At 70.9% G+C, this 20,951-nt stretch carries 22 protein-coding genes and 2 pseudogenes; 11 read left to right on the plus strand and 13 right to left on the minus strand.

Features of this window, described 5'->3' with window-relative positions; translation table 11 throughout:
* Positions 1-120: 120 nt before the first annotated feature.
* From ACEZDG_RS26745 to ACEZDG_RS26755, 3 genes and pseudogenes are all read right to left on the minus strand, one after another.
* Complete coding sequence (locus ACEZDG_RS26745) at positions 121-759, minus strand: carbonic anhydrase (protein ID WP_380513969.1); 639 nt, start codon at positions 757-759, stop codon at positions 121-123.
* 400 nt (positions 760-1,159) lie between these two features.
* Positions 1,160-1,315: a DUF3224 domain-containing protein gene (locus ACEZDG_RS26750; RefSeq protein WP_380513971.1), complete on the minus strand. Its 156-nt coding sequence runs from the start codon at positions 1,313-1,315 to the stop codon at positions 1,160-1,162.
* A 534-nt stretch (positions 1,316-1,849) separates the two neighbouring features.
* Positions 1,850-2,005: pseudogene (locus tag ACEZDG_RS26755) on the minus strand (DUF255 domain-containing protein); the annotation flags it as partial.
* A 338-nt stretch (positions 2,006-2,343) separates the two neighbouring features.
* On the opposite strand from ACEZDG_RS26755, the gene ACEZDG_RS26760 reads away from it, so the two are divergent.
* From ACEZDG_RS26760 to ACEZDG_RS26775, 4 genes are all read left to right on the plus strand, one after another.
* Positions 2,344-2,811 carry a MarR family winged helix-turn-helix transcriptional regulator gene (locus ACEZDG_RS26760; protein ID WP_380513973.1) on the plus strand — a complete coding sequence of 156 codons (468 nt, stop codon included), beginning with the start codon at positions 2,344-2,346 and terminating at the stop codon, positions 2,809-2,811.
* 414 nt (positions 2,812-3,225) lie between these two features.
* Entirely contained in the window at positions 3,226-4,095 is an 870-nt protein-coding gene (locus ACEZDG_RS26765) for an SDR family oxidoreductase (RefSeq protein WP_380513975.1), read from the plus strand.
* On the plus strand, positions 4,092-4,742 hold the full coding sequence (locus ACEZDG_RS26770) for a hemerythrin domain-containing protein (protein ID WP_380513977.1): 651 nt from the start codon (positions 4,092-4,094) through the stop codon (positions 4,740-4,742). Before ACEZDG_RS26765 ends, ACEZDG_RS26770 begins: the two co-directional genes overlap by 4 nt.
* 106 nt (positions 4,743-4,848) lie before the next feature.
* Positions 4,849-5,355: a GNAT family N-acetyltransferase gene (locus ACEZDG_RS26775; protein WP_380513979.1), complete on the plus strand. Its 507-nt coding sequence runs from the start codon at positions 4,849-4,851 to the stop codon at positions 5,353-5,355.
* 42 nt (positions 5,356-5,397) lie between these two features.
* On the opposite strand, the gene ACEZDG_RS26780 is transcribed toward ACEZDG_RS26775, so the two are convergent.
* A complete protein-coding gene (locus tag ACEZDG_RS26780; protein ID WP_380513981.1) occupies positions 5,398-6,027 on the minus strand; it encodes a TetR/AcrR family transcriptional regulator in 630 nt (209 codons plus the stop codon).
* 169 nt (positions 6,028-6,196) lie between these two features.
* On the opposite strand from ACEZDG_RS26780, the gene ACEZDG_RS26785 reads away from it, so the two are divergent.
* The gene (locus ACEZDG_RS26785; protein WP_380513983.1) at positions 6,197-6,862 is read left to right on the plus strand and encodes a nuclear transport factor 2 family protein; all 666 of its coding nucleotides are present in this window, start codon (positions 6,197-6,199) and stop codon (positions 6,860-6,862) included.
* An 8-nt stretch (positions 6,863-6,870) separates the two neighbouring features.
* Here the strand turns inward: ACEZDG_RS26785 and ACEZDG_RS26790 are convergent, their stop codons facing one another.
* Positions 6,871-7,806, minus strand: a complete 936-nt coding sequence (locus tag ACEZDG_RS26790) for a hypothetical protein (RefSeq protein WP_380513985.1) — start codon at positions 7,804-7,806, stop codon at positions 6,871-6,873.
* A 143-nt stretch (positions 7,807-7,949) separates the two neighbouring features.
* Here ACEZDG_RS26790 and ACEZDG_RS26795 point away from each other — a divergent pair, with 143 nt between their 5' ends.
* Positions 7,950-8,516, plus strand: a complete 567-nt coding sequence (locus ACEZDG_RS26795; protein ID WP_380513987.1) for a Uma2 family endonuclease — start codon at positions 7,950-7,952, stop codon at positions 8,514-8,516.
* A gap of 52 nt (positions 8,517-8,568) precedes the next feature.
* Here the strand turns inward: ACEZDG_RS26795 and ACEZDG_RS26800 are convergent, their stop codons facing one another.
* Positions 8,569-9,951: a family 2B encapsulin nanocompartment shell protein gene (locus tag ACEZDG_RS26800; RefSeq protein ID WP_380513989.1), complete on the minus strand. Its 1,383-nt coding sequence runs from the start codon at positions 9,949-9,951 to the stop codon at positions 8,569-8,571.
* A gap of 279 nt (positions 9,952-10,230) precedes the next feature.
* Between ACEZDG_RS26800 and ACEZDG_RS26805 the strand changes: the two are divergent.
* From ACEZDG_RS26805 to ACEZDG_RS26815, 3 genes and pseudogenes are all read left to right on the plus strand, one after another.
* Positions 10,231-11,322: pseudogene (locus ACEZDG_RS26805) on the plus strand (family 2 encapsulin nanocompartment cargo protein terpene cyclase); the annotation flags it as partial.
* A 19-nt stretch (positions 11,323-11,341) separates the two neighbouring features.
* Complete coding sequence (locus tag ACEZDG_RS26810; protein WP_380513991.1) at positions 11,342-12,259, plus strand: geranyl diphosphate 2-C-methyltransferase; 918 nt, start codon at positions 11,342-11,344, stop codon at positions 12,257-12,259.
* A gap of 87 nt (positions 12,260-12,346) precedes the next feature.
* Positions 12,347-12,808 carry a hemerythrin domain-containing protein gene (locus tag ACEZDG_RS26815; RefSeq protein WP_380513993.1) on the plus strand — a complete coding sequence of 154 codons (462 nt, stop codon included), beginning with the start codon at positions 12,347-12,349 and terminating at the stop codon, positions 12,806-12,808.
* A gap of 28 nt (positions 12,809-12,836) precedes the next feature.
* On the opposite strand, the gene ACEZDG_RS26820 is transcribed toward ACEZDG_RS26815, so the two are convergent.
* The 4 genes from ACEZDG_RS26820 to ACEZDG_RS26835 are packed head-to-tail and all read right to left on the minus strand — an operon-like array spanning position 12,837 to position 15,773.
* Complete coding sequence (locus tag ACEZDG_RS26820) at positions 12,837-13,118, minus strand: hypothetical protein (RefSeq protein WP_380513995.1); 282 nt, start codon at positions 13,116-13,118, stop codon at positions 12,837-12,839.
* 9 nt (positions 13,119-13,127) lie between these two features.
* A complete protein-coding gene (locus ACEZDG_RS26825) occupies positions 13,128-14,021 on the minus strand; it encodes an SPFH domain-containing protein (protein ID WP_380513996.1) in 894 nt (297 codons plus the stop codon).
* 10 nt (positions 14,022-14,031) lie between these two features.
* The gene (locus ACEZDG_RS26830) at positions 14,032-14,823 is read right to left on the minus strand and encodes an ABC transporter permease subunit (protein WP_380513998.1); all 792 of its coding nucleotides are present in this window, start codon (positions 14,821-14,823) and stop codon (positions 14,032-14,034) included.
* Positions 14,823-15,773 carry an ABC transporter ATP-binding protein gene (locus ACEZDG_RS26835; protein WP_380514000.1) on the minus strand — a complete coding sequence of 317 codons (951 nt, stop codon included), beginning with the start codon at positions 15,771-15,773 and terminating at the stop codon, positions 14,823-14,825. The genes ACEZDG_RS26830 and ACEZDG_RS26835 overlap by 1 nt, the downstream gene beginning before the upstream one ends.
* 166 nt (positions 15,774-15,939) lie before the next feature.
* Between ACEZDG_RS26835 and ACEZDG_RS26840 the strand changes: the two genes are divergently transcribed.
* Both ACEZDG_RS26840 and ACEZDG_RS26845 read left to right on the plus strand, forming a co-directional pair.
* Positions 15,940-16,290: a YciI family protein gene (locus tag ACEZDG_RS26840; RefSeq protein ID WP_380514002.1), complete on the plus strand. Its 351-nt coding sequence runs from the start codon at positions 15,940-15,942 to the stop codon at positions 16,288-16,290.
* A 73-nt stretch (positions 16,291-16,363) separates the two neighbouring features.
* Positions 16,364-17,641 (plus strand): RNA polymerase sigma factor, encoded by a 1,278-nt coding sequence (locus ACEZDG_RS26845; protein WP_380514004.1) that lies wholly within the window; start codon positions 16,364-16,366, stop codon positions 17,639-17,641.
* A 31-nt stretch (positions 17,642-17,672) separates the two neighbouring features.
* Here ACEZDG_RS26845 and ACEZDG_RS26850 read toward each other — a convergent pair whose 3' ends face one another.
* Genes ACEZDG_RS26850 through ACEZDG_RS26860 form a run of 3 tightly spaced genes read right to left on the minus strand, consistent with a single transcriptional unit; the run spans position 17,673 to position 20,931 of the window.
* Entirely contained in the window at positions 17,673-18,464 is a 792-nt protein-coding gene (locus tag ACEZDG_RS26850) for an ABC transporter permease (protein WP_380514006.1), read from the minus strand.
* On the minus strand, positions 18,461-19,990 hold the full coding sequence (locus tag ACEZDG_RS26855) for an ABC transporter permease subunit (protein ID WP_380514008.1): 1,530 nt from the start codon (positions 19,988-19,990) through the stop codon (positions 18,461-18,463). The genes ACEZDG_RS26850 and ACEZDG_RS26855 overlap by 4 nt, the downstream gene beginning before the upstream one ends.
* The gene (locus ACEZDG_RS26860; protein ID WP_380514010.1) at positions 19,987-20,931 is read right to left on the minus strand and encodes an ATP-binding cassette domain-containing protein; all 945 of its coding nucleotides are present in this window, start codon (positions 20,929-20,931) and stop codon (positions 19,987-19,989) included. The genes ACEZDG_RS26855 and ACEZDG_RS26860 overlap by 4 nt, the downstream gene beginning before the upstream one ends.
* Positions 20,932-20,951: the final 20 nt, after the last annotated feature.

Here is a 20,951-nt window from a genome sequence, read left to right on the forward strand (position 1 = left end):
ACGAGGCCGACGCCCCGGCCACGACCACCGCGACGACCACAGACGGCTTCGCACGCTCGTGCGGTACGCCGGCACCAGCGCCCTAGCGGCCCGGTGCCCCAAGGCACCGGGCCGAAGCAGTCAGACCGTGACGGCCGCGGCGTCGATGCCGTGAGCGGCCACCAGCCGGGCACGGCCGTCGCCCAGGCGGTAGCACAGGCCCACTACCGCAGTCCTGCCCGCGTCCACTGCTTCGGCCACCGCGCGCGAACGCTCCAGCAGCAGGTCCACGGTGCTCCTTATGTGCTCCTCGACGACCTCCTCAGGTTCGGTGATACCGGCCGCCCGGGCCGCCAATACGCTCGGCGTCACCCGCTCCACGACGTCGCGCACATATCCGGCGGGCGAATCGCCGCCCGCCACCACGGCGCTGGCCGCACCCACCGCGCCGCACGAATCATGGCCCAGCACCACGACCAGCGGGCAGTCCAGCACGCTCACGCCGTACTCGATACTGCCCAGCACCTCCGGTCCCGCGACGTGTCCGGCAGTGCGGACCACGAACAGGTCCCCCAGGCCCCGGTCGAAGATGATCTCGGCGGCCAGCCGCGAGTCGGAGCACCCGAACACCACCGCGAACGGGTTCTGAACCGGTGCCAGCGCAGCCCGACGCCCGGCGTCCTGGTTCGGGTGCTCGGGCACCCCCGCGACGAAACGCTGGTTGCCAGCCACGAGCAGGTCGAAGGCCGCGGCGGGAGTGGTGTAAGACGCAGATGGCATGCACCTACCCTATGGCCCCACCGATCCGCGCGGGCACTCACGACTCCCACTACCGCTCCGCCAGCCTGTACGCGGATTCCGACAGGCAGACGAGGACGAAGCCTGGGGAACGTCGCCGCGTAGCTGGCGCTGGCTGGTGTCGTCTTCCTCGGCGAGCGGGTCCGGCGAACCGCAGGCGGCTCGATTGCGGGCGTCATGGCCTGTGACACCTGGGAGTCGACGGCGGCGAGCGCGGGCAGGACGGGTGGAAGGTAGCGTCGAGGTCCTTTAGCACAAGGCCGTGAGACTGTCGGTGATCTTGGCGTGACCTGCCGGTCACGACGCAGGTGACCTGCCCGACCCTGTCACGGCAAGCCGGCCAGCACCTCACCAGGTTTCGCGGCCAGCCCTTGCTTGCACGTCAGTCCAGTTCGAAGTCGAACCAGACGCGGTGCGTGCCGTCGCGGTCGATGGCCAGGCCACCAGTCCCGCGAATGCCGGCCAGCTCGCCGGTTCCGCTGGCGGCCACGATGGTGAAGAACTCGTCGGAGCGGTCCGTCCTCGGCCGCGAACGCATGGACTTCCTCCTCCTACTCCCCCGCGGAGTGCGCATCGTCGTAGAGGTGAACGGCCAGCAGCACTACACCGAAGGAGCCGTGGCATCGCCACAGCTCTACTCAAAGATGGTGTCCGAAGACCGATCCCTAGAACTCAAGAGATGCCAGGTCTACCGCTTCGGCGGCCACGAAACTCGGGCTCAGCACAGCCCCGGCGATGCTCCACGACTTCTCCGGCCAGCTGATCGAACGTCAGCACTAGGCAGTAGGTGAGCCCTAACTACTGCCCCTGAACATGTACTGGTGGCCGCCTGGTCGGGCGCGCCAGAGCCGCCCCGACCAGACCCCCAAAGCCCGTGGCGTTACTCCGACTTGCTCGGCCTCAAGCCAGCAAGGATGCTCTCCCACTTCTCGGGAGTCCACGAAGGCGACTCAGCGACCTGCGCCGCCGCCCAGGCTTCGATCTCCACGTCTAGCTCATCACTTTCAGTACTCATGATGTCACCTCTTGTCATAGGTCCAGTTCAGGACTACCAGCCTTTACAAATCCACTGGCACCAGTGGCAGGCGGCGTACCCGACGGACAGGAGGATCGGCACGTTCCGACGGGCGGCCTCGGCCATCGCCTCCGCCGACCAGGGCCACCAGTCGACCGGATTCTCGGCATGCTGCAGCAGATAAGGCGAGGTCGCGCCACCCAAGCGGTTCACAGCGTCCAGCCTCTCATGCCGCTCCCGCCCAGACCGCTGAAGCCTGCCCCATGCTGCCGCCGATGTCGCACGATCGCGGTGCCGATTCCACGGCTGCCTCCGGCGACCAGGACCCGCTTGCCTGCCAGGCCTATGTCCGTCCTGGCGTATCTGCCTTCCTCTCTCATTAGTCAGGAATCATTACCATTGCAGGTCGTGCAGCAGGACCGACGGCAACAGCAGCAGGTCTGCAGTCGCGGCGGAACGGATGGGGCGCGTGGCGCACGTACTGCCGCGGTCGGGTCGGCGGCGATCGAGCCCGACAGCGTTGACGTAGGCTGTGAACCTCGTGGGATCAGGTGGGCGATCGAGCCGAGGGCGGCATGGACGACGAGCAGCGGGCTGATCTAGGGGTGTCGTTGTTCATCCCCTACCGGTACACCGAGGACCGGATTTTCCGGGCGCTGCAGGAAGCCGGGTTCGACGACTGGACCCTGGCCCAGTGCCGGGTGTTCCAACGCATCTCCCCGGACGGCTCGCGCCTCACAGACCTCGCCGACCAGGCACAAATGGCCAAGCAGAGCGCCGGCGTGCTGGTCGATCAGCTGGAACGCCTGGGCTACGTGCGCCGGATCCCCGACCCCGCGGACGGCCGCGCCCGGTTGATCGTGATCGAGCAGCGCGGGCGGCGGGCGGTCGAGGTGGCCACGGCGACACTCGACGGGATCTACGCGGAGTGGAAGGCCTACCTGGGCACCCGCAACTTCGCGCTGCTGCACCAGATCCTGGATCAACTCCGCGAGATCACCGACCCCTACGCGCGGTAGACCCCGGCCGCACCGGGCCGTCCAGCCCCGATTCCCCCGCGCCCCGTCCCCCCGTTCGCCCCGGACGGTCGGGGCCGGCGGGCGCCGGCGTGTTTCCACCCTGCCTTGACATCGTCAGGATCATTGACTAGATTGGTCAATGATCCTGACGATGTTCCGGCGATGGACGGGTGGCTGCAACGGTGCAGGGCACCCGGATGTGGCGGAGTCGGACCGCACGCAGGCCCGCGCCACCACCCCACCGATGCTGGGACACACGCTCGCCGCGCTCCTCGGCGCCCTGACCGCCGCACCTCGGCCGAGGCCCGCGCCCGCCCAGCCGCAACTCGGACACTCGCCACCCACCACGGGACCCCGGCGGTCTTCAGTCACGCCGCAATTCACGCCCACCACACCCCTAGGAAGGGAAACACCATGCCCACTGTCATCACCGGAGCATCCGGTCACCTCGGCCGCCTCGTCGTCGATCAACTCCTCGCCGCCGGAACGCCGCCGGCGCAGATCGTGGCAACCGGTCGAGACATCGGCAAACTCACCGACCTCGCGCAGAACGGGGTCACGGTGCGGCGCGCGGACTTCGCCGACCCGACCACCCTCGACGACGCTTTCGCAGGCGCCGACACGATGCTGCTGGTCTCGACGACAACGGTCGGGCAGCGGTTCGACAACCACCGCAACGCCATCGACGCGGCGCGGCGCGCGGGCGTGTCCCGAATCGTGTACACCAGCATCGTCAACGCCTCGACCGCGCAGATGACGCTCGCGGACGAGCATCGCCGCACCGAGGACTACCTGCGTGACAGCGGTTCGGCGTTCGTCATCCTGCGCAACGGTTGGTACTTGGAGAACTACACCGACCAGCTCCCGATGATCACCCAGTACCACGCACTGCTGGGCAGCGCGCACAACGGACTCGTCAGCGCGGCCAGCCGACACGACTACGCGGCCGCCGCCGCGGCAGTGCTGACCCAGGACGGGCACCTCGGAGCGACCTACGAGCTCGGCGGAACGCCGTTCACCCTGACCGAACTCGCCGCCACCATCAGCGACGTCCTGGGCACCCACATCGCCTACCGGGACATGCCGGTCGCTGACTACACCGCCACCCTGACCGCTGCCGGGCTGCCCCCAGAGCTGGCCGCCGCGGTCGCCGACGCCGATGCCGGCCTGGCCCGCGGAGAGTTGTTCACCGACAGCGACGACCTGGTCAAGCTCATCGGCCGGCCGGCGACCACGGCGCACGAAGCCGTCCAGAACGCCGCGACCACCGAGGAGTCACGGTGAGCAGCTCGGGACCCGGTGTCGACACCCACGAGATGGTCCTGATCCACCGCGTCATCCGGCGCGAGTTCGGCCAGCTCCCCCGGCTGTTCCGCTCCGCGGCCGATGACCCCGCGCGATCCAAGGTCATCGGCGCACACGCCCGGGAGATGCTGCACTTCCTCCACACGCACCACACCGGCGAGGACGAACTGCTCTTTCCCCTGCTGCGCGAGCGAGCCGTGCTCGACCCGGAGCTGATGGACCGGATGGACGCGCAGCACGCGCGGGTCGACGACACCGTCACGGCTCTCGGCGCGGAGCTGCCGGCGTGGACGGCGAGCGCGGACGCCGCCGCCGGCGAGCGGATGGCGGCCCTCGTCGAGGCCACGATGCCGACACTGATCGATCACCTGACCGAGGAGGAGCAGAAGATACTCCCGATCGTCTCGGTCACGCTGACGCAGAGCGAATGGGACGCGCTCGGCAAGCACGGCATGAGCGCGATTCCGCTCACGCGGCGGCTGGTCATCCTCGGCCACATCACCGAGGAGACCGATGACGCGGAACGGCAGAGGTTCTTGCAGGTTGTGCCGGCCCCGGCTCGTTTGGCCTACAAGCTGATCGGCCACCGCCAGTTCACCCGCGAAACCACCACGATCCGCGGCTGACCCGCCTCGGGGCCCGACGCCGCGGCCCGGGCCCTCGCCCGGGCCGCGGTGTCGGGCCCCGGCGTCGGGCCGGGGTGTCGGGTGGCCGTGGGGCAGAGTAGGACCCATGTCCACGTACCGGACCATGTCGTTCCACCTGGAGACCGAGCGGTTGACACTGCGGCCGTGGGCCGAGTCGGACGCCGCTGAGTTCCGCGCGCTCCTCTCCGAACGCGGCAACGGGGCACCGTCCTCGGTCGAGCACCCCCGCGTGTCCATCGCGAAGCTGCTCGGCGAGACGGAGACGACGGGGATCGCCCTGCTGCCCATCCAGCGCCGGGACGAGGGCGACTTCATCGGCTACTGCGGGTTGATCATCGGCCGCTCCACCCTGGAGGAGCCTGAAATTGCGTACGAGCTGTTCCAGCGCGTACATGGACGCGGCTATGCCACCGAAGCGGCCGGCGCGGTGCTCGAAGCGGCTGCCGCGACCGGGCGGAAACGGCTCTGGTCGACCGTCGGTGCTTGGAACGCGCCGTCGCTCCGTGTCCTTGAGAAGCTCGGGTTCGAGCGGGATCACGTCTCCACGGAGGACAGCGGTGAGGTCGTGTGGCTCACCCGCTCGTTGCCCTGACCCGGGGTCGGGTGAGGGAGGACATCGCTGGTCCGTCGACCGCTATCGGGGCGGGGAGCCGCGGAACGCACCGGCCAGGACGGATACCAGCCAACGCTCGATCTGTTCGGGGGGCTCGGCGGCCAGTTCGGCGCCGATGGGCGCCAAGGCGAGCCAGTTCAGCAGGCCGGCCGCGCACCGGATGCGGAATTCCAGCTCCTGTTCGCCGACTCCGGGGAGGTTCGCCGAGAGCCTCCCGGCAACGTCCCGCCGGGACTGCTGGAACTTCGCCGTCAGCCGGCCCCAGCCGTCGGGCGGGTCGATGCCGACTCGCGCCACCGTCCGCATGACCGCCAGATCCGAGCCGCCGGCCATCAGTGCGCGCATCATCGGCCTGGTGAACGCCGCGGCCAGATCCTCGATGCCCGACGTGGTGTCGAGCGAAGCGACTGCGTTGATCTGGGCGTCCAGATACTGCTCCAGCGCGTGCTCGATCGCCGAGTCGCACAGCGTCTTCAACGACCCGAAGTGGTAGCTCACCGCGGAGACGTTGGCCCCGGCATGGTCGGTGATCTCACGGAGGGTCACCCCCTCCTGGCCGCGCTGCGCGAGCAACTCCACCGTGGCGGCCAGCAGGCTGTCCCGCGTCCGCTGTCCGGCCTCGCGGCGTTGATCTGCCCGTTCTGTCGCCATGGGCCCTACTCAAACAGTTGATTGAATTTTCTGTCAAGCCGGCCGCGAGCATGAAGTCACTCAAACGCTTGCTTGACAACTTTCGGAGGGCGCTCATACAGTCAAGTCAAGCAAGCGTTTGAATTGATGCCGCCCCGCCAGGCGCGCACCCTCTTCGAAGGAGCAGGACATGAAGTCGCTCGGATGGAAGACGCTCGTCACCACGGCCGCGGTCGCAAGCCTGAGCGGTCTCGCCCTGACCGCCGTGCCGTCCCAGGCCGCGAGCCCCGGCGCGGGTGCCAGGCAGGTCCACACCACCGCCAGCAACTCGCAGCAGGCCCACGCGGCCCTGAGTCCACGGCAGTTGGCGGCGCTGCCGCTCACGAACCGCCACCTGACCGCGCACGAGACAGCCAACCTCGCCGTCGTCCTGCGCGACTACCACGTGGCGGAGGGCAAGAGCCTGGACGTCAACACGTTCGTCAACAGCTTCGCCAAGGACGGCGTCTTCAACGACATGGTCCCCGGCCAGGCCTACCGGGGGAAGGCGCTCGGCGACGTTCTGCCCTACATGGCCAACCTCTTCCCCGATGTGCACCGTGAACTCAAGCGCATCACCGTCAGCGGCGACGTGATCAGCATCGAGCTGTCGATCCAGGGCACGTTCGAGGGACCGCTGCAGTCGCCGGCGGGCACCGTCAAGCCGAACGGCGCGAGGATCGACGTGCCGACCGCCGACTTCTGGTACCTGCACAACGGCAAGGTCGAGCAGTTCAACTGCTACGTCGGGTACTCGACCATGTACGCCCAGATGGGCGTGAACTTCGACTGGGCCTCAGCGGTAGCCAAGGGCTGAGCCACAGATCAGCCAGGAGGGCGGTGCAGCAAATGCCGCCTGTCCCACCGGATTCGGATGAGCAGGCGAGCGGCGTCGGCCCGTATCTCCCGGGTCCGGCCGGGGAAGAACTCCCGCAGGAACGACCGTCCGCTGCCACCGGCGCGGGTTCGTCGTCCCGACCACCAGGCCTCGGCGGCCTGGAGGGCCTGCTGGTGCCACAGCCACAGGTCGTCCTGCCCCTGCTCGGCCGTGAGCAGCACGACGGTCCGGACGGGTGCGACCGCGAAGACGATCCGGATCTCGTCGCCGCCGTCGCCTCCTCCCGGCCTCAGCACATGCAGGTTCTCGCTCTGCGTCGGATCCAGTGCGGGTGACGCCGGCGACAGCCGATCCGCCAGGAACGGATCAGTACGGACTTCCCGTTCCATCATCTGGACAGTAGCCAACAGATCGTCAATTCCCGCTCGTGCAGCGGCAATTCTCGAAGCCGAATCCGGGTCGACCGGCTCGACCGGGTCGATCAGGCCGGTCGCGCCACGGCTCGTGAGATACGCGTCGAGCTCCACCGTGAGCCGCCCGACGTTGTACACCGCTTTTGCGACCTCCTTGGACGTCCGCAGCCGGTCCACCTCCTGCTGGAGCCGTTGGCTGAGCCGGGTGAGCCGCTGCTCCGCCTCCGGTGGGCCGGCGCGGCCCGTGGAGATGTCGGCGATGCCGCGGCGAACCTGCTGCAGCAGCTGGAGTTGGTCCTGGTAGGCGTGGTCGAGCAACGACTCCGGATCATCTGCCGGCAGCATCGACGCCATGGGGACGACCAGCGGTTCGCCGAGCCCGGTCCCGGCCGCGAGCAGCGCGGTCACCGCTGCGCCGACGGAGCCCGCGGCCCGTGGATCGGCGGCGCAGAGTTCACGCAACCACTGCCGGACCCCGGGGTTCGCCTCAAGCCGGTACCGATACCGCACGACACTGCCTCCCCGTGGCGTCCCTGCCCAGCCACTGTCGCAGCGCGCCATGGCCGAGGCAAGATCAGGGCCCCAACAGCACGGGACAGTAAGCTGGGACTGAGCAGCCCAGAACTGTCGAGCAGCACCGAAGGGGGCACGCCATGACCCCTGAGTTGGTGGTGCCCGCGTGGATGCATACGCAGATCAGCGCGGAACAGTACGACTCCTGGTCCGAGGAGCACTGCGTCGGCGTTGAGATCGTGGACGGGATGGTCGTCCTGCGTCCGAGCGCGTCGAAGCGGCACAACCGGCTGGCCCGGATCCTGGCCAATGCCCTGGACACCGCCGCAGGCCCGGACTGGAACGCCGACACGGACTTCGACGTCCGCCTGCAGGACGTGCCGCTCACCAACCGGCGCCCGGACGTCGTCGTCTACCGGGCCGAGACCATCGACCTCACGCCGACTCGGCCCGAGCACGTGCTGCTGGTGGTCGAGGTCGTGTCACCGGGTTCCGAGACCACCGACCGGGTCGTGAAGGTGGACCAGTACGCCAAGGCGGGCATCCCGTTCTACTGGCGAGTCGAGCAGGCAGCCACCGGCGTCCCGCTCGTCTACACCTACGTTCTCGACCCCGCCAGCAGGGCCTACCGGGACGGCGAGGTGTTCACCGGCATGGTCAAGGCAGCCGCGCCCTTCTCCGTCGCGGTCGACCTCGGCGTCGTCTGAGGGGCACGGACGCGCCGGGCCTCGGGCGCCCGTGCCGGCCGGCCCCCTGCGGTCAGTCGCGGGGGTGGGCGATGTCGACGTTCTCCAGGACGCCGAGTGCGTCGGGGACCAGGACGGCGGCTGAGTAGTAGGTGCTGACCAGGTACTGGATCACGGCCTTGTCGTTGATGCCCATGAAGCGGACCGAGAGCCCGGGTTCGTACTCGTCCGGCAGGCCGGTCTGGCGCAGGCCGACCACGCCCTGGTCCTCCTCGCCGGTGCGCAGCACCAGGATCGAGGTGGTGTGGCCGCCGTCCACCGGGATCTTGCCGCAGGGGAAGATCGGCACCCCGCGCCAAGACGGGACGCTGTGGCCGCCGACGTCCACCGGGTCGGGGTAGAGGCCGCGCTTGTTGCACTCGCGGAAGAACGCGGCGATGGCGCGCGGGTGGGCCAGGAAGAACCGTGATCCGCGCCTGCGGGACAGGAGTTCGTCCAGGTCGTCGGGGGTGGGCGGGCCGCCGTGGGTGTGGATCCGCTGGCCGTGGTCGGCGTTGGCGAGCAGCCCGAACTCGGGGTTGTTGACGAGTTCGTACTCCTGGCGCTCCCGGAGCGCCTGGATGGTGAGCTTCAGTTGCTCCTCGGTCTGGTTCATCGGCTGGTTGTACAGGTCGGCGACCCGGCTGTGGATCTTCAGCACGGTCTGCGCGACGCTCAACTCGTACTCGCGCGGCGCGAGTTCGTAGTCCACGTAGGTGCCGGGCAGTTCCTCCTCACCCTCGTGCCCGGCGGCCAGGGAGATCTCGGCCTGGCCGTGGGAGTCCTGGTCGAGGTCGACGGTGACGCTGTAGAAGTCGACCTGCGCCCGCAGCGCCTCGGAGCGGGCGACGAGGTCGGTGAAGGCCGCGCGGGGCAGTGCCAGCAGGGAGCCCGAGGTGGCCGCCTTGGCGGTGTAGTCCCAGGTCAGACCGTCCTCGACGAGGGTCTCCTCGCCGAAGTGGTCGCCGTCGGCGAGGATGCCGAGGACGGCGGGGGTGTCGCCGAACTTGCCCTCGCCGAGGGTGCGGATCCGTCCGTGGGCGACGACCATCACATGGTCGACCGGCGTGCCCCGCTCGACCAGGACCTCCCCCGCTTCGAAGTCCCGCTGGGTGAAGCGGCCGGCCAATTCGGTGAGCAGTTCCTGGCCCTCGAAGCCGCGCAGCAGCGGGAGTTCGGTGAGCGTGGGCGGGATGATCCGGACCTGGGCGCCGGTCTGGACGAAGCCGAGCCGGCCCCGTCCGGTGCTGTAGGTGAGTCGCCGGTTGACGCGGTAGGTGCCGCCGGAGACCTCCACCCACGGCAGCATCCTGAGCAGCCATCGGGAACTGATGCCCTGCATCTGCGGGGCGGTCTTGGTCGTGGTGGCCAGGTTCTTTGCCGCGGCGGTGGTCAGTGCTGTCTGTTCCTGGGCCATTTCGCTGAACTCCCCTGAAAGACGTGATCACTATCTGTGCGATGGCGCGAATAAACCCGAAAGAAAAGGTTTACTGTGGCGCATTCGACTCTCCCGCAAGGGAGTTCGAAGCACCATTCGTGGTCGATCTTCGGCGATGGACGATGAGAGTATGGCATGCGAAAGGCCGCGACCGCCCTCACTCCATCGAGTGATTGTGCCATCGGCATTTCACTGCGCATATTTGATTTCGGCGAGTCCACAAACCGTCGGCGAAGGGGGAACCGAATCATGTCCGTCACCGCCATGGAGCGGATTCTGCGCGGCCCGAGCGGTCTCGGCACATCGGGCCTGTACCCGGCCCGGTCCGAGCCACCGCCCGGCACCCAGGAAGAGGAGGGTTCACCACGGACGGCCGTGCCCATCCCGGGCCTGTACTACCACCAGGTGCCCGATCCCGACCCCGAGCGGGTGGCCGAGGTGAGCCAACGGGTCAAACGGTGGGCGGTGGACGAGGTCCAGCTGTTCCCGCCGGAGTGGGAGGACCAGTTCGACGGCTTCGACCTCGGCCGCTACCTGGTCGCCTGCCACCCCGTCGCCCCCACCGTCGACCACCTGATGATCGCCACCCGGCTGATGGCGGCCGAGAACGCGCTGGACGACTGCTACTGCGAGGACCACGGCGGCTCGCCCGTCGGCCTCGGCGGACGGCTGCTGCTGGCGCACACCGCCCTCGACCCGCTGTACACCACGCAGGAGTACCAGCCGGACTGGGAGGCGTCGCTGCGCGCGGACGCCCCCCGGCGTGCCTACAGCTCCGCCATGCGGTACTTCACCCAGGCGGCCACACCCTCCCAGGCGGACCGCTACCGGCACGACATGGCCCGGCTCCACCTGGGCTACCTGGCCGAGGCCGCCTGGGCCGAGACCGACTACCTGCCCGAGGTGTGGGAGTACCTGGCCATGCGCCAGTTCAACAACTTCCGCCCCTGTCCCACCATCACCGACACCGTGGACGGCTACGAGCTCCCCGCCGACCTGCACGCCCTGCCCGCCGTCCAGCGCGTCATCGCGCTCGGCTCCAACGCCACCACCATCGTCAACGACCTCTACTCGTACACCAAGGAGCTCGCCGCGCCCGGCCGGCACCTGAACCTGCCGGTGGTGATCGCGGAGCGCGAGGGGCTCAGCGACCGCGAGGGGTACCTCAAGGCGGTCGAGGTCCACAACGAGCTGATGCACGCCTTCGAGGCGGCCGCGACCGCCGCGGCCACCGCCCACCCCGTGCCCTCGCTGCTGCGGTTCCTGCGCGGCGTGGCCGCCTGGATCGACGGCAACCACCACTGGCACTGCACCAACACGTACCGCTACAGCCTGCCCGACTTCTGGTAGCCAAGGAGCTGACCGACCAGTGACCGCAACTGATCTCAACCCCGGCCCGAGCAACCCCGGCGCGAGCACCCCCGGCACGAACACCGCCACCGCCTTCGTCCCCGGGCCCGCGACGCCCTACCAGGACGACATCGCCCGCTACTGGGACCAGGAGGCCCGGCCCGTCAACCTGCGGCTGGGCGACGTGGACGGCCTGTACCACCACCACTACGGCATCGGCGACGTCGACCACGGCGCGATCACCGCGCCCGAGGGTGCGGACCGCGAGAAGCAGGTGGTCGCCGAGCTGCACCGGCTGGAGTCCGCGCAGGCCGACCTGCTGCTCGACCATCTCGGCCATGTCCCGCGCGACGCCACGCTGGTGGACGCCGGCTGCGGTCGCGGCGGCTCGATGATGATGGCCCATCAGCGGTTCGGCTGCCGGGTCGAGGGCCTCACCCTCTCCGCGAAGCAGGCCGAGTTCGCCAACCAGCGGGCCCACCGGACCGGCGTGGACCAGTTCGTCCGCGCCCGGGTCTGCAACATGCTGGACATGCCCTTCGAGACCGGGCAGGCGGCGGGCTCCTGGAACAACGAGTCCAGCATGTACGTGGACCTGCAGGACCTGTTCGCCGAGCATGCCCGGATCCTCGCCGTGGGCGGCCGGTATGTGACCATCACCGGCTGCTGGAACCCCGCCTACGGGCAGCCGTCGAAGTGGGTCTCCCAGATCAACGCGCACTTCGAGTGCAACATCCACTCCCGCCGGGAGTACCTGCGGGCCATGGCCGACAACCGCCTGGTGCCGCAGGCCGTCGTCGACCTCACCCCGGCGACCCTGCCCTACTGGGAGCTGCGGGCCACCTCCTCACTGGTCACGGGTATCGAGGAGGCGTTCCTCTCCTCCTACAAGGACGGCTCGTTCCAGTACCTGCTGATCGCCGCCGACCGGGTCTGACCGGCTGCCGGCCACAGCAACCTCGCGCCCCGGCGGTCGTTGAACCCCGGACTGGCCCGTCGGCCGCGGCGAAGGGGAACTCCGGGTATGTGCTGGTACTGCGGCTGCCGGGAGATCCCGCTGATCCGCGCCTTCATCGCCGAGCACGAGGCGGTGAGCGCGCACGCGGGCGAGCTGCTGCGCGCGCTCGACGCCGGGGACGTCGTCCGGGCGCAGCAGCGACTCGAGCTGATGGCAGCCGAGTTGCGGAGCCACTGGGACGGCGAGGAGCGGGGGCTGTTCGCGGTCATGTCCCCCGATCCGGAGTACCGCGACTACATCGCGGCCCTGGTGGCCGAGCACCGCGAGCTGGACCGGCTGCTGGCCACCGCGGACCTGGCCGACGCCGACACCCGGGGCGCGGTCCGCGCGGCGCTGGCCGAACTCGTCCTCCACATCGCCAAGGAGGAGGACGGCCTCTTCCCCGCGTCGCTCACCGCTCTGGACGCGGACCAGTGGAACGCCGCCATCGCCGCCTGGCAGGCGGTGCACCCGGGCGCGGAGCCCTGAGCCCTGAGCTGTGGCCGCAGCTCAGGGCTCAGGGCGCGTCCTCCCGGCCGCCGTCGCCGTCGGCGTCGGCCTCGGGCGGGGGATGGGCCTCGGGCGGGGGGTGGGCCTGGACGGGGACGTCCTTGGGCGGTCGGCCGCGCCGGGGCATCGCGCCCACGTTCCCCGGCAGCCGTCCGGCCTGGGCCAGGGACTGGCGCAGCAGGTACTCGATCTGGGCGGTGGTGCTGCGCAGTTCGTCGCCGGCCCAGCGGGCCAGCGCGTCATGGACCGCGGGGTCCAGGCGCAGCAGGATCTTCTTGCGTTCGGTCACCTGTCGCGCTTACTGGTAGAGGGTTCCGGTGTTCACCACCGGCTGGGTGGCATGGTCGCTGCACAGCACCACCAGCAGGTTGCTGACCATGGCGGCCTTGCGCTCCTCGTCGAGGTCGACGATCCCCTGCTCGGCGAGGTCGTCCAGCGCCATACGCACCATACCCACCGCTCCCTCCACCAGCCGCGAGCGCGCGGCGACCACCGCGTCGGCCTGCTGCCGGCGCAGCATCGCCTGGGCGATCTCGGCCGCGTAGGAGAGCCGGGTGATCCGTGACTCGATCACATGGACGCCGGCCGAGACCACCCGGGCGGTGATCTCCGCGGAGAGCCGCGAGGTGATCTCCTCGGCGTTCTGACGCAGCGACAACTGCTCCTCCCCGCGCGCGTCGTAGGGGTAGTTCCCGGCGATGTGCCGGACCGCGGTCTCGGTCTGGATCGCGACGAACTGGACGAAGTCGTCGACCGCGTACACGGCCTTGGCGGTGTCGTCGACCTGCCAGACCACCACCGCGGCCATCTCGATCGGGTTGCCGTCGGCGTCGTTGACCTTCAGCACCGCGGTCTCGTGGTTGCGGATCCGGGTGGAGATCCGGCGGCGCCGGGTGAACGGGTTGACCCAGCGCAGGCCGGTGTCGCGCACGGTCCCGCTGTAGCGGCCGAACAGGGAGACCACCCGGGCCTGGCCCGGGGCCACGGCGGTCAGCCCGGCCAGGGTCAGCACCCCGGCCACGATCAGCACCGCCACGCCCGCGCCGCCCGAGGTGTTCGCGGCCAGCACCACCCCGCCGACGATCAGTGCCAGCCCCGCGGTGAGCCCCAGCCACCCGGACCAGACCCGCGCGACGTGCTCGTTCACCGGCGACTGCGGCATCCGGGCCTGAATGGCCTCTGGTTCATCCATAACCATGCGACTAGCTCCTTCGGAAGGACGCGACTCGTTGGTGAGGCGCGTCGGTGCGGGTCCTGGCGCCGGTGACCAGGCGCTCACGGTCGAACAGCCGGGCGACGACCAGGTAGGCGGCGCAGTCCACCACCAGCAGCAGACCTGCGAACAGCAGGGCGACGGCCAGGGTCGGCCTGACCACCTGGAACGACATCAGGGCGATCAGCGCGATCGGCGGCAGGCTCGCCAGCGTGCTCAACTGCTGGGCGACGCGGGTGTCGCCGGCCTTGGTGGAGACCGCCAGGCCGACCCAGATCGCCCAGGCCGCCAGCAGCGGGATGTAGAACACCTCCGCCACCAGCTGCGGGGCGTGCCACACCGCCGTGGCGATCACCGGATCCGCGCCGAGGCCGACGATCCCCAGGAAGACCCCGAAGACCAGGTACGAGAGCCCCACGGCGGGCGCCAGGATCGCCAGCGCCTTGCCGATCAGCAGTTCCTCGCGGCGGATCGGCGTGGTCAGCACCGGCTCCAGGGTTCCCTGCTCCCGCTCGCCGACCACCGAGCTCGCGGCGATGGTGGTGGGCACGAAGACCGGGATCAGCATCAGGAACATCAGCGACACGCCGACCTGGCGGTCCAGCTGCGGGCTGTCCGCGGCGGCCCTGCTCGCCAGGATGGTGATGGTCGGTGAGATCAGGAAGACGACGGGGAACAGCGCCATCGTGGACAGGATGAAGCGGTTCCGCCGGAACTCGGTGAGCTCCTTGCGGACGACCGCGCCGACGCGGGCGGCGCCCGCCCTCGTGGGTGAGCTCATCACGATTCGCCCTCCCGGTCCTCGACCAGTTCGAGGTAGACGTCCTCAAGCGTGTGCCGCGACTCGGTGACCGACAGCACGTCGGCCCCCGCCATGACCAGGGCCCGGGTCACCCCGGGCGCCGCCAGGACCGGATCGGTCACCGCCAGCAGATAGCCGGCCGACGCCTCGGCCGCAGGGCCATTGCTCCGCCAACTCTCCACCGCTGGAAGGGCCGTGAAGACCCGGCCGGGATCGGCCAGCGGCGCGGCGGTGGTGACCTCCAGCGACCGGCTGAAGAGGGTGCGGCGCAGTTCGTCGGGGCGGCCGACGGTCTGCAGGCTGGTGTTCATGATGGCGATCCGGTCGCACAGGCGTTCCGCCTCGTCCAGCCGATGGGTGGTCAGGAACACGGTGACGCCGCGCTCGCGCAGCGTCCGGATCAGGCCGTGCACCTCGTGCGCGGCCACCGGGTCAAGACCGGAGGTGGGCTCGTCCAGGAACATCACCTCGGGGTCGCTGAGCAGCGCGCGGGCCAGGGCGACCCGCTGGCGCAGGCCCTTGGACAGGCTGCCGCAGGCGTCGTCCGCCCGGTCCCGGAGCCGGACCGCGTCCAGGGCCCGCCCGATCCGGGCCTCGCGGCCGGGCAGGCCGTACAGGCGGGCGAAGAACTGCAGGTTCTCGGCCACCGTCAGCCGCCGGTACAGCCCCGGGGCCTCGGGCATGATCGAGATCCGCCGGCGGATCTCACCCTCGTTGGCCCGGCTCAGCGGAATCCCGGCCACAACCACCGACCCGGAGGTCGGGGCGATCAGCGTGCCCAGGATCCGCACGGTCGTGGTCTTGCCCGCCCCATTGGGCCCCAGGAACCCGAACACCTCGCCGCGGGCCACGCTGAACGACACGTCCGCGACCGCGGTCCGCTCCCCGAACCTCTTGGTCAGCCCGCCGACCTCCACCGCCGCACCCACCAGGACACCCCCTCGCCGCCACACCACCTTATATCCTAGTGATATCACTTTTCTGAGCCGCTCGCACCCGTCCGGATGAATTCCGGCGAGGGTGTCGATCCGGCGGGGGTTTGTTCGACGCATGGGTGAGGGCTGGTCTCAGCCCGTACCGAGAGAGGACACCGCCATGCGATTCATGATGCTGCTGAGGCTGGACCCGAGCCAGGCGCCCGAGGGCCCCAGCACCGAGCTGATGGACGAGATGGGCAAGCTGATCGAGGAGATGACCAGGGCGGGCGTCCTGCTCGACACCGGTGGCTTCCGGCCGCTGGAGGAGAGCACCAGGATCCGCCTGTCCGGGGGCAGGCAGACCGTCCTGGACGGGCCGTTCGCCGAGGCCAAGGAGGTCATCGGCGGTTATGTGCTGGTCCAGGCGAAGTCCAAGGACGAGGCCGCCGGGTGGGCCTCGCGGTTCCTGGCGATCCACGGCGACGGCTGGGAGCTGGAGGCGGAGATCCGCCAGGTGGAAGAACCCTAGAGCGCGCCGGAGGAGCAGCGCCGGGGGTGTCCGCCTTGCCCGCGGGCACCCCCGGCTGCTCTGATGGGTCGTCGTGACCGCCGACGACGACCAGACCCGGCGCAGCGTCGATGCCGTGTGGCGGCTCGAGTTCCCCCGGCTCGTCGCCGGGCTGACCCGAATCGTCCGCGACATAGACACCGCCGAGGAGCTCGCCCAGGACGCCCTGGTCGCGGCGCTGGAGCAGTGGCCGCAGTCGGGTGTCCCGAGGAACCCGGGCGCCTGGCTGATGACGACCGCCAAGCACCGCGCCATCGACCTGCTGCGCCGCAAGGAGCGGTTCGCCCGCAAGCTCGAACTGCTGGGCCGCGAGGCGGAGACCGATGCCGCCGCCGACCCGGTCGACCAGGACGAGGACATCCAGGACGACCTGCTGCGGATGGTCTTCACCGCCTGCCACCCGGTGCTGTCCCGGGAGGCCCGGGTCGCGCTGACGCTGCGTCTGCTCGGCGGGCTCACCACCGAGGAGATCGCCCGCGCGTTCCTGGTGCCGGAGTCCACCGTGGCCCAGCGGATCGTCAGGGCCAAGCGCACCCTGGCCCGGGAGGGGATCCCGTTCGAGGTCCCGTACGGCCCCGGGCTCGCGGAGCGGCTGGCGTCCGTGCTCGAAGTGGTCTACCTGGTCTTCAACGAGGGCTACTCGGCCACCGCGGGGGACGACTGGATGCGGCCCGCCCTGTGCGAGGACGCCCTGCGGCTCGGGCGGGTGCTGGCCCAGCTGATGCCGGACGAGCCCGAGGTGCACGGGCTGGTGGCGCTGCTGGAGATCCAGAGCTCACGGGCCGGCGCCAGGACCGGCCCGACCGGGGCCCCGGTGCTGCTGCTGGACCAGGACCGCTCGCGCTGGGACCAGCTGCTGATCCGCCGCGGTTTCGCCGCCCTGGCCCGGGCCGAGGCGCTCGGCGCCGCTCCCGGCCCCTACGCCCTGCAGGCGGCCATCGCGGCCTGCCACGCCCGGGCGCTCACCGCGGACGAGACCGACTGGCACCGCATCGCCGAGCTCTACGGGGCACTGGCCGTCCGGGCGCCGTCCCCGGTGGTCGAGCTGAACCGGGCGGTCGCCGTCGCCAAGGCGCACGGTCCGCTGGCCGGGCTGCTACTGGTCGACGCGCTGGCCGCGACCGACGCGCTGAAGGGCTACCACCTGCTGCCTAGCGTGCGCGGCGACCTGCTCGACCAGCTCGGCCGGTCGGCCGAGGCGCGTCAGGAGTTCGAGCAGGCCGCCGCGCTGACCCGCAATCAGGCGGAACGCGCCCTGCTGCTGGAACGGGCCGCCGCCTGCGGTGGTGACGAAGCGTCGGAGAACCGCTGACCCCTGGACCCGCAGGACCCCCGGGACCCCGTCACGCGTCCCGCGCCCGCAGCAGCGTCCCGCCGAGCAGCAGCGCCCCGGCGGCCCAGGCCGCGAGCACGCCGAGCCCGGCCCAGGGCCCGATCGGCAGGCCGCGCAGACCGGTGGTGGTCTGCACGGCGAGCCCGGCCGTCATCGGGGCGATCTGCTGCAGATGCCGGTGCCAGTGCGGGTCGGTGACCACCTGGGACACCACCGGGAACAGGTACAGCAGGGCCAGCACGATCGCGACGGCCGCCGCGGAGTCCCGTACCGCGGTGGCCACGCCCAGGCTGAGCAGGGCGATCAGGGCCAGGTAGAGGACCGAGCCGGCGGCGGCCCGCAGGGTCGGCCCGTCGGCCAGCGACAGCGGCGGGTACCCGTGCGCTGCGGTGAAGCCGCTGCCGGGCAGGATCAGCCGCCCGGCCAGCACCGAGTCGAGCACCGCGACGGTCGCGGTGGCCAGCACCGCCGCGGTGAGGACGGCCGCCTTGGCGGCCAGCAGCACGGTCCGGCGCGGCACCGCGGTGAGACTGGTCCGGATCATGCCGGTGCTGTACTCGCCGCTGATCACCAGCACCGCCAGGACCGCGACCACCGCCTGGCCGAACTGGATCCCGGTGAGGCTGAGCCTGGCGGCGTCCTGCCCGCAGCCCGCGGACGGGCAGCTGACGGCGGCGGACACCGCCGCGCCCAGGCCCGCGGTCAGCGCGACCGCGGCCAGCAGCAGCCAGGCCGTGCCCGGCAGGGTGCGCAGCTTGGTCCACTCCGCGTGCACCGCCGCCGTCATGGACATCTCCTTCATACGTCCCTCCGGCGGAGCAGGTGGGCGGCCAGGGCCAGGGCGAGCACGGCGTAGCCGCAGAGCACCCCGAAGCCGGCCCAGGGCGCCAGCGGGAAGTAGCCGTTCGGCGGGGTGTAGGGATTGCTGACCTGCGCGTACTGCGGAAGGCTCTGCTGGACGGCGAAGGCGGCGGCCGGGGTGACCCGGAGCAGCCAGTCCGCGGGCCCGGTGGGCAGCACCGAGGCCATCGCCAGGATGTACGGCAGCACGATCGCGACGACCACGGCGGTGACCGCCCCGGCGCTGCGCCGCAGCACGGTGCCCAGCGCCAACGCCAGGACCGCGGTGACCGCGAGCAGGCCGGCGGTGCCGACCACCACCCGCAGCTCGGTGAGCGTGCTGACCGGGTAGACGTAGACGCCGTCGGAGCGCAGGACCTGGCCCCCGATCAGCACCGCGGCGACGGCGGCCACCAGCCCGGCGACAAACGTCACCGAGCCGATCACCACGGCCTTCGCCGCCAGCACCCGGACCCGGCGCGGGGACGCGGTGAGGGTGGTCCGGATCAGGCCGCGCCGGTACTCGGCGGTGATGAACAGCGTCGCCACCACGATCACCACGATCAGCCCGGCGAAGGTGCCGATGAGCCGCCGCTCCAGGGTCTGGCCGCCGCCGCTGTCCACGGCCGGTGCGATGTCGCCCGACCCGTTGACGGTGAAGCTGCCGCCGGACTGGGTGAACCCGCCCAGGGACGCGGTCATCGGTCCGCGGTCGCCCACGCTGGTGCCGCTCCAGGCGGCCTGCGGCCAGTTGCCGCTGAGCCCGACCTGGTCGAAGACCCCGGTGGCCCGGGTCGGCCCGCCGGTCGCGGCGGCGCCGCCGATGCGGTCGGTGACGTCGAGGTGGTCGGGCGAGGTGACGAACAGTCCGGCCCGCACGGTCGTCGGCAGGCCCGTGAGGTGGGCCGTGCCGACCGTGCTCCAGTGGGTGCCGTCGGCCGAGGCGAAGCCGGTGAGGGTGTCGCCGGAGCGGGTCAGCCGGAGCCAGCGCGGGGACTCCGCGGAGACCGCGCCCGGCGGCCCGGCGGTGTCGTGGGTGAAGTCGTCCTGCATCCGCACCCCGTGGGCGCCGGTGGCCATGACCGCCGCGTAGGCCGAGCCCTGGCTGTCGCCGTCCTTGACGATGATCCCGGCCTTGGCCCACGGCTCGACCCCGGAGCGTGCCCCGGTCAGCGAGGCCAGCCGGACGGTGATGCCGCCGTCCCCGGTGAGCGGCCGGTTCACAAAGGTGAAGCTGTCGGTCACCGCCTCGCCGCCGGGTCCCACCGGGCCGGTGCAGGTGCCGCCGCCCGGCCCGCCGCCGCAGGACGCGTGGCCGCCCAGCACACCGAGCAGCGAGACCAGCACCGTGGCCAGCACCGCGACGGCCAGGCCGAGCATCCAGCCGGGTACCGTCCTGAACTTGGTCCACTCGGCCCGCAGCAGCCGCGCGAAGCCGTCGCGCCCGGCCTGCCGCGCCGAGCGGTACGGCGTGACGGTCCCGCTCATCGCGCCCCCTCCCCCGCCCCGACGGAGGCGTCCGCGGCGCGGAACTCGACCGCGTCCCGGGTCAGCTCCATATAGGCCTCCTCCAGCGTGGCCCGGTGCGCCGACACCTCGGAGAACGGCACCGCGCTCGCGCCGAGCAGGGCAACCACCCGCTCCGGGGCCAGTCCTGACACGGTGACGGTGTCCGGCGCGGTGGCCGCCACGGTGGCGCCGGCCCGGGCCAGCGCCGTCATCGCCGCCGAGCGCTCGGCGGTCCGCAGGGTGACCCGGCCGCCGGCCGCGGCCTCGATCAGGTCCGCCACGCTGGTGTCGGCCAGCACCCGGCCGCGTCCGACCACCACCACCTGGCCCGCGGTGTCCTGCAGTTCGCTCATCAGATGGCTGGACACCAGCACCGCCCGCCCCTCGGCCGCCAGGGCCCGCAGGAAGCCGCGGATCCAGACGATGCCCTCCGGGTCGAGGCCGTTGAACGGCTCGTCCAGCAGCAGCACCGGCGGGTCGCCGAGCAGCGCCGCCGCGATGCCGAGCCGCTGCCGCATGCCGAGCGAGAAGCCGCCCGCCTTGCGGCGGACCACCGCCTCCAGGCCCGCCTGCGCCACCACCTCGTCCACCCGCCGGGCGCCGAGGCCCTGGGAGTGGGCCAGCCACAGCAGGTGGTTCCGGGCGGTCCGCCCGGGCTGCAGCGCGGCTGCGTCCAGCAGCGAGCCGACCTGGCCGAGCGGGGTCCGCAGGCTGCGGTAGGGCCGGCCACCGATCAGCGCGGTGCCCTCGTCGACCTGGTCCAGGCCCAGGATCACCCGCATCGTGGTGCTCTTCCCGGCGCCGTTGGGGCCGACGAAGCCGGTGACGCTGCCGGGCCGGACCGTGAACGTCATCCCGTCCAGGGCGAGAGCCGTGCCGAAGCGCTTGCGCAGGCCGGTGACTTCAATGGTTGCTTCCATGCCAGGAAGGCTAGGGAGCG

Source organism: Streptacidiphilus alkalitolerans (assembly GCF_042511045.1).
Lineage (GTDB): Bacteria > Actinomycetota > Actinomycetes > Streptomycetales > Streptomycetaceae > Streptacidiphilus > Streptacidiphilus alkalitolerans.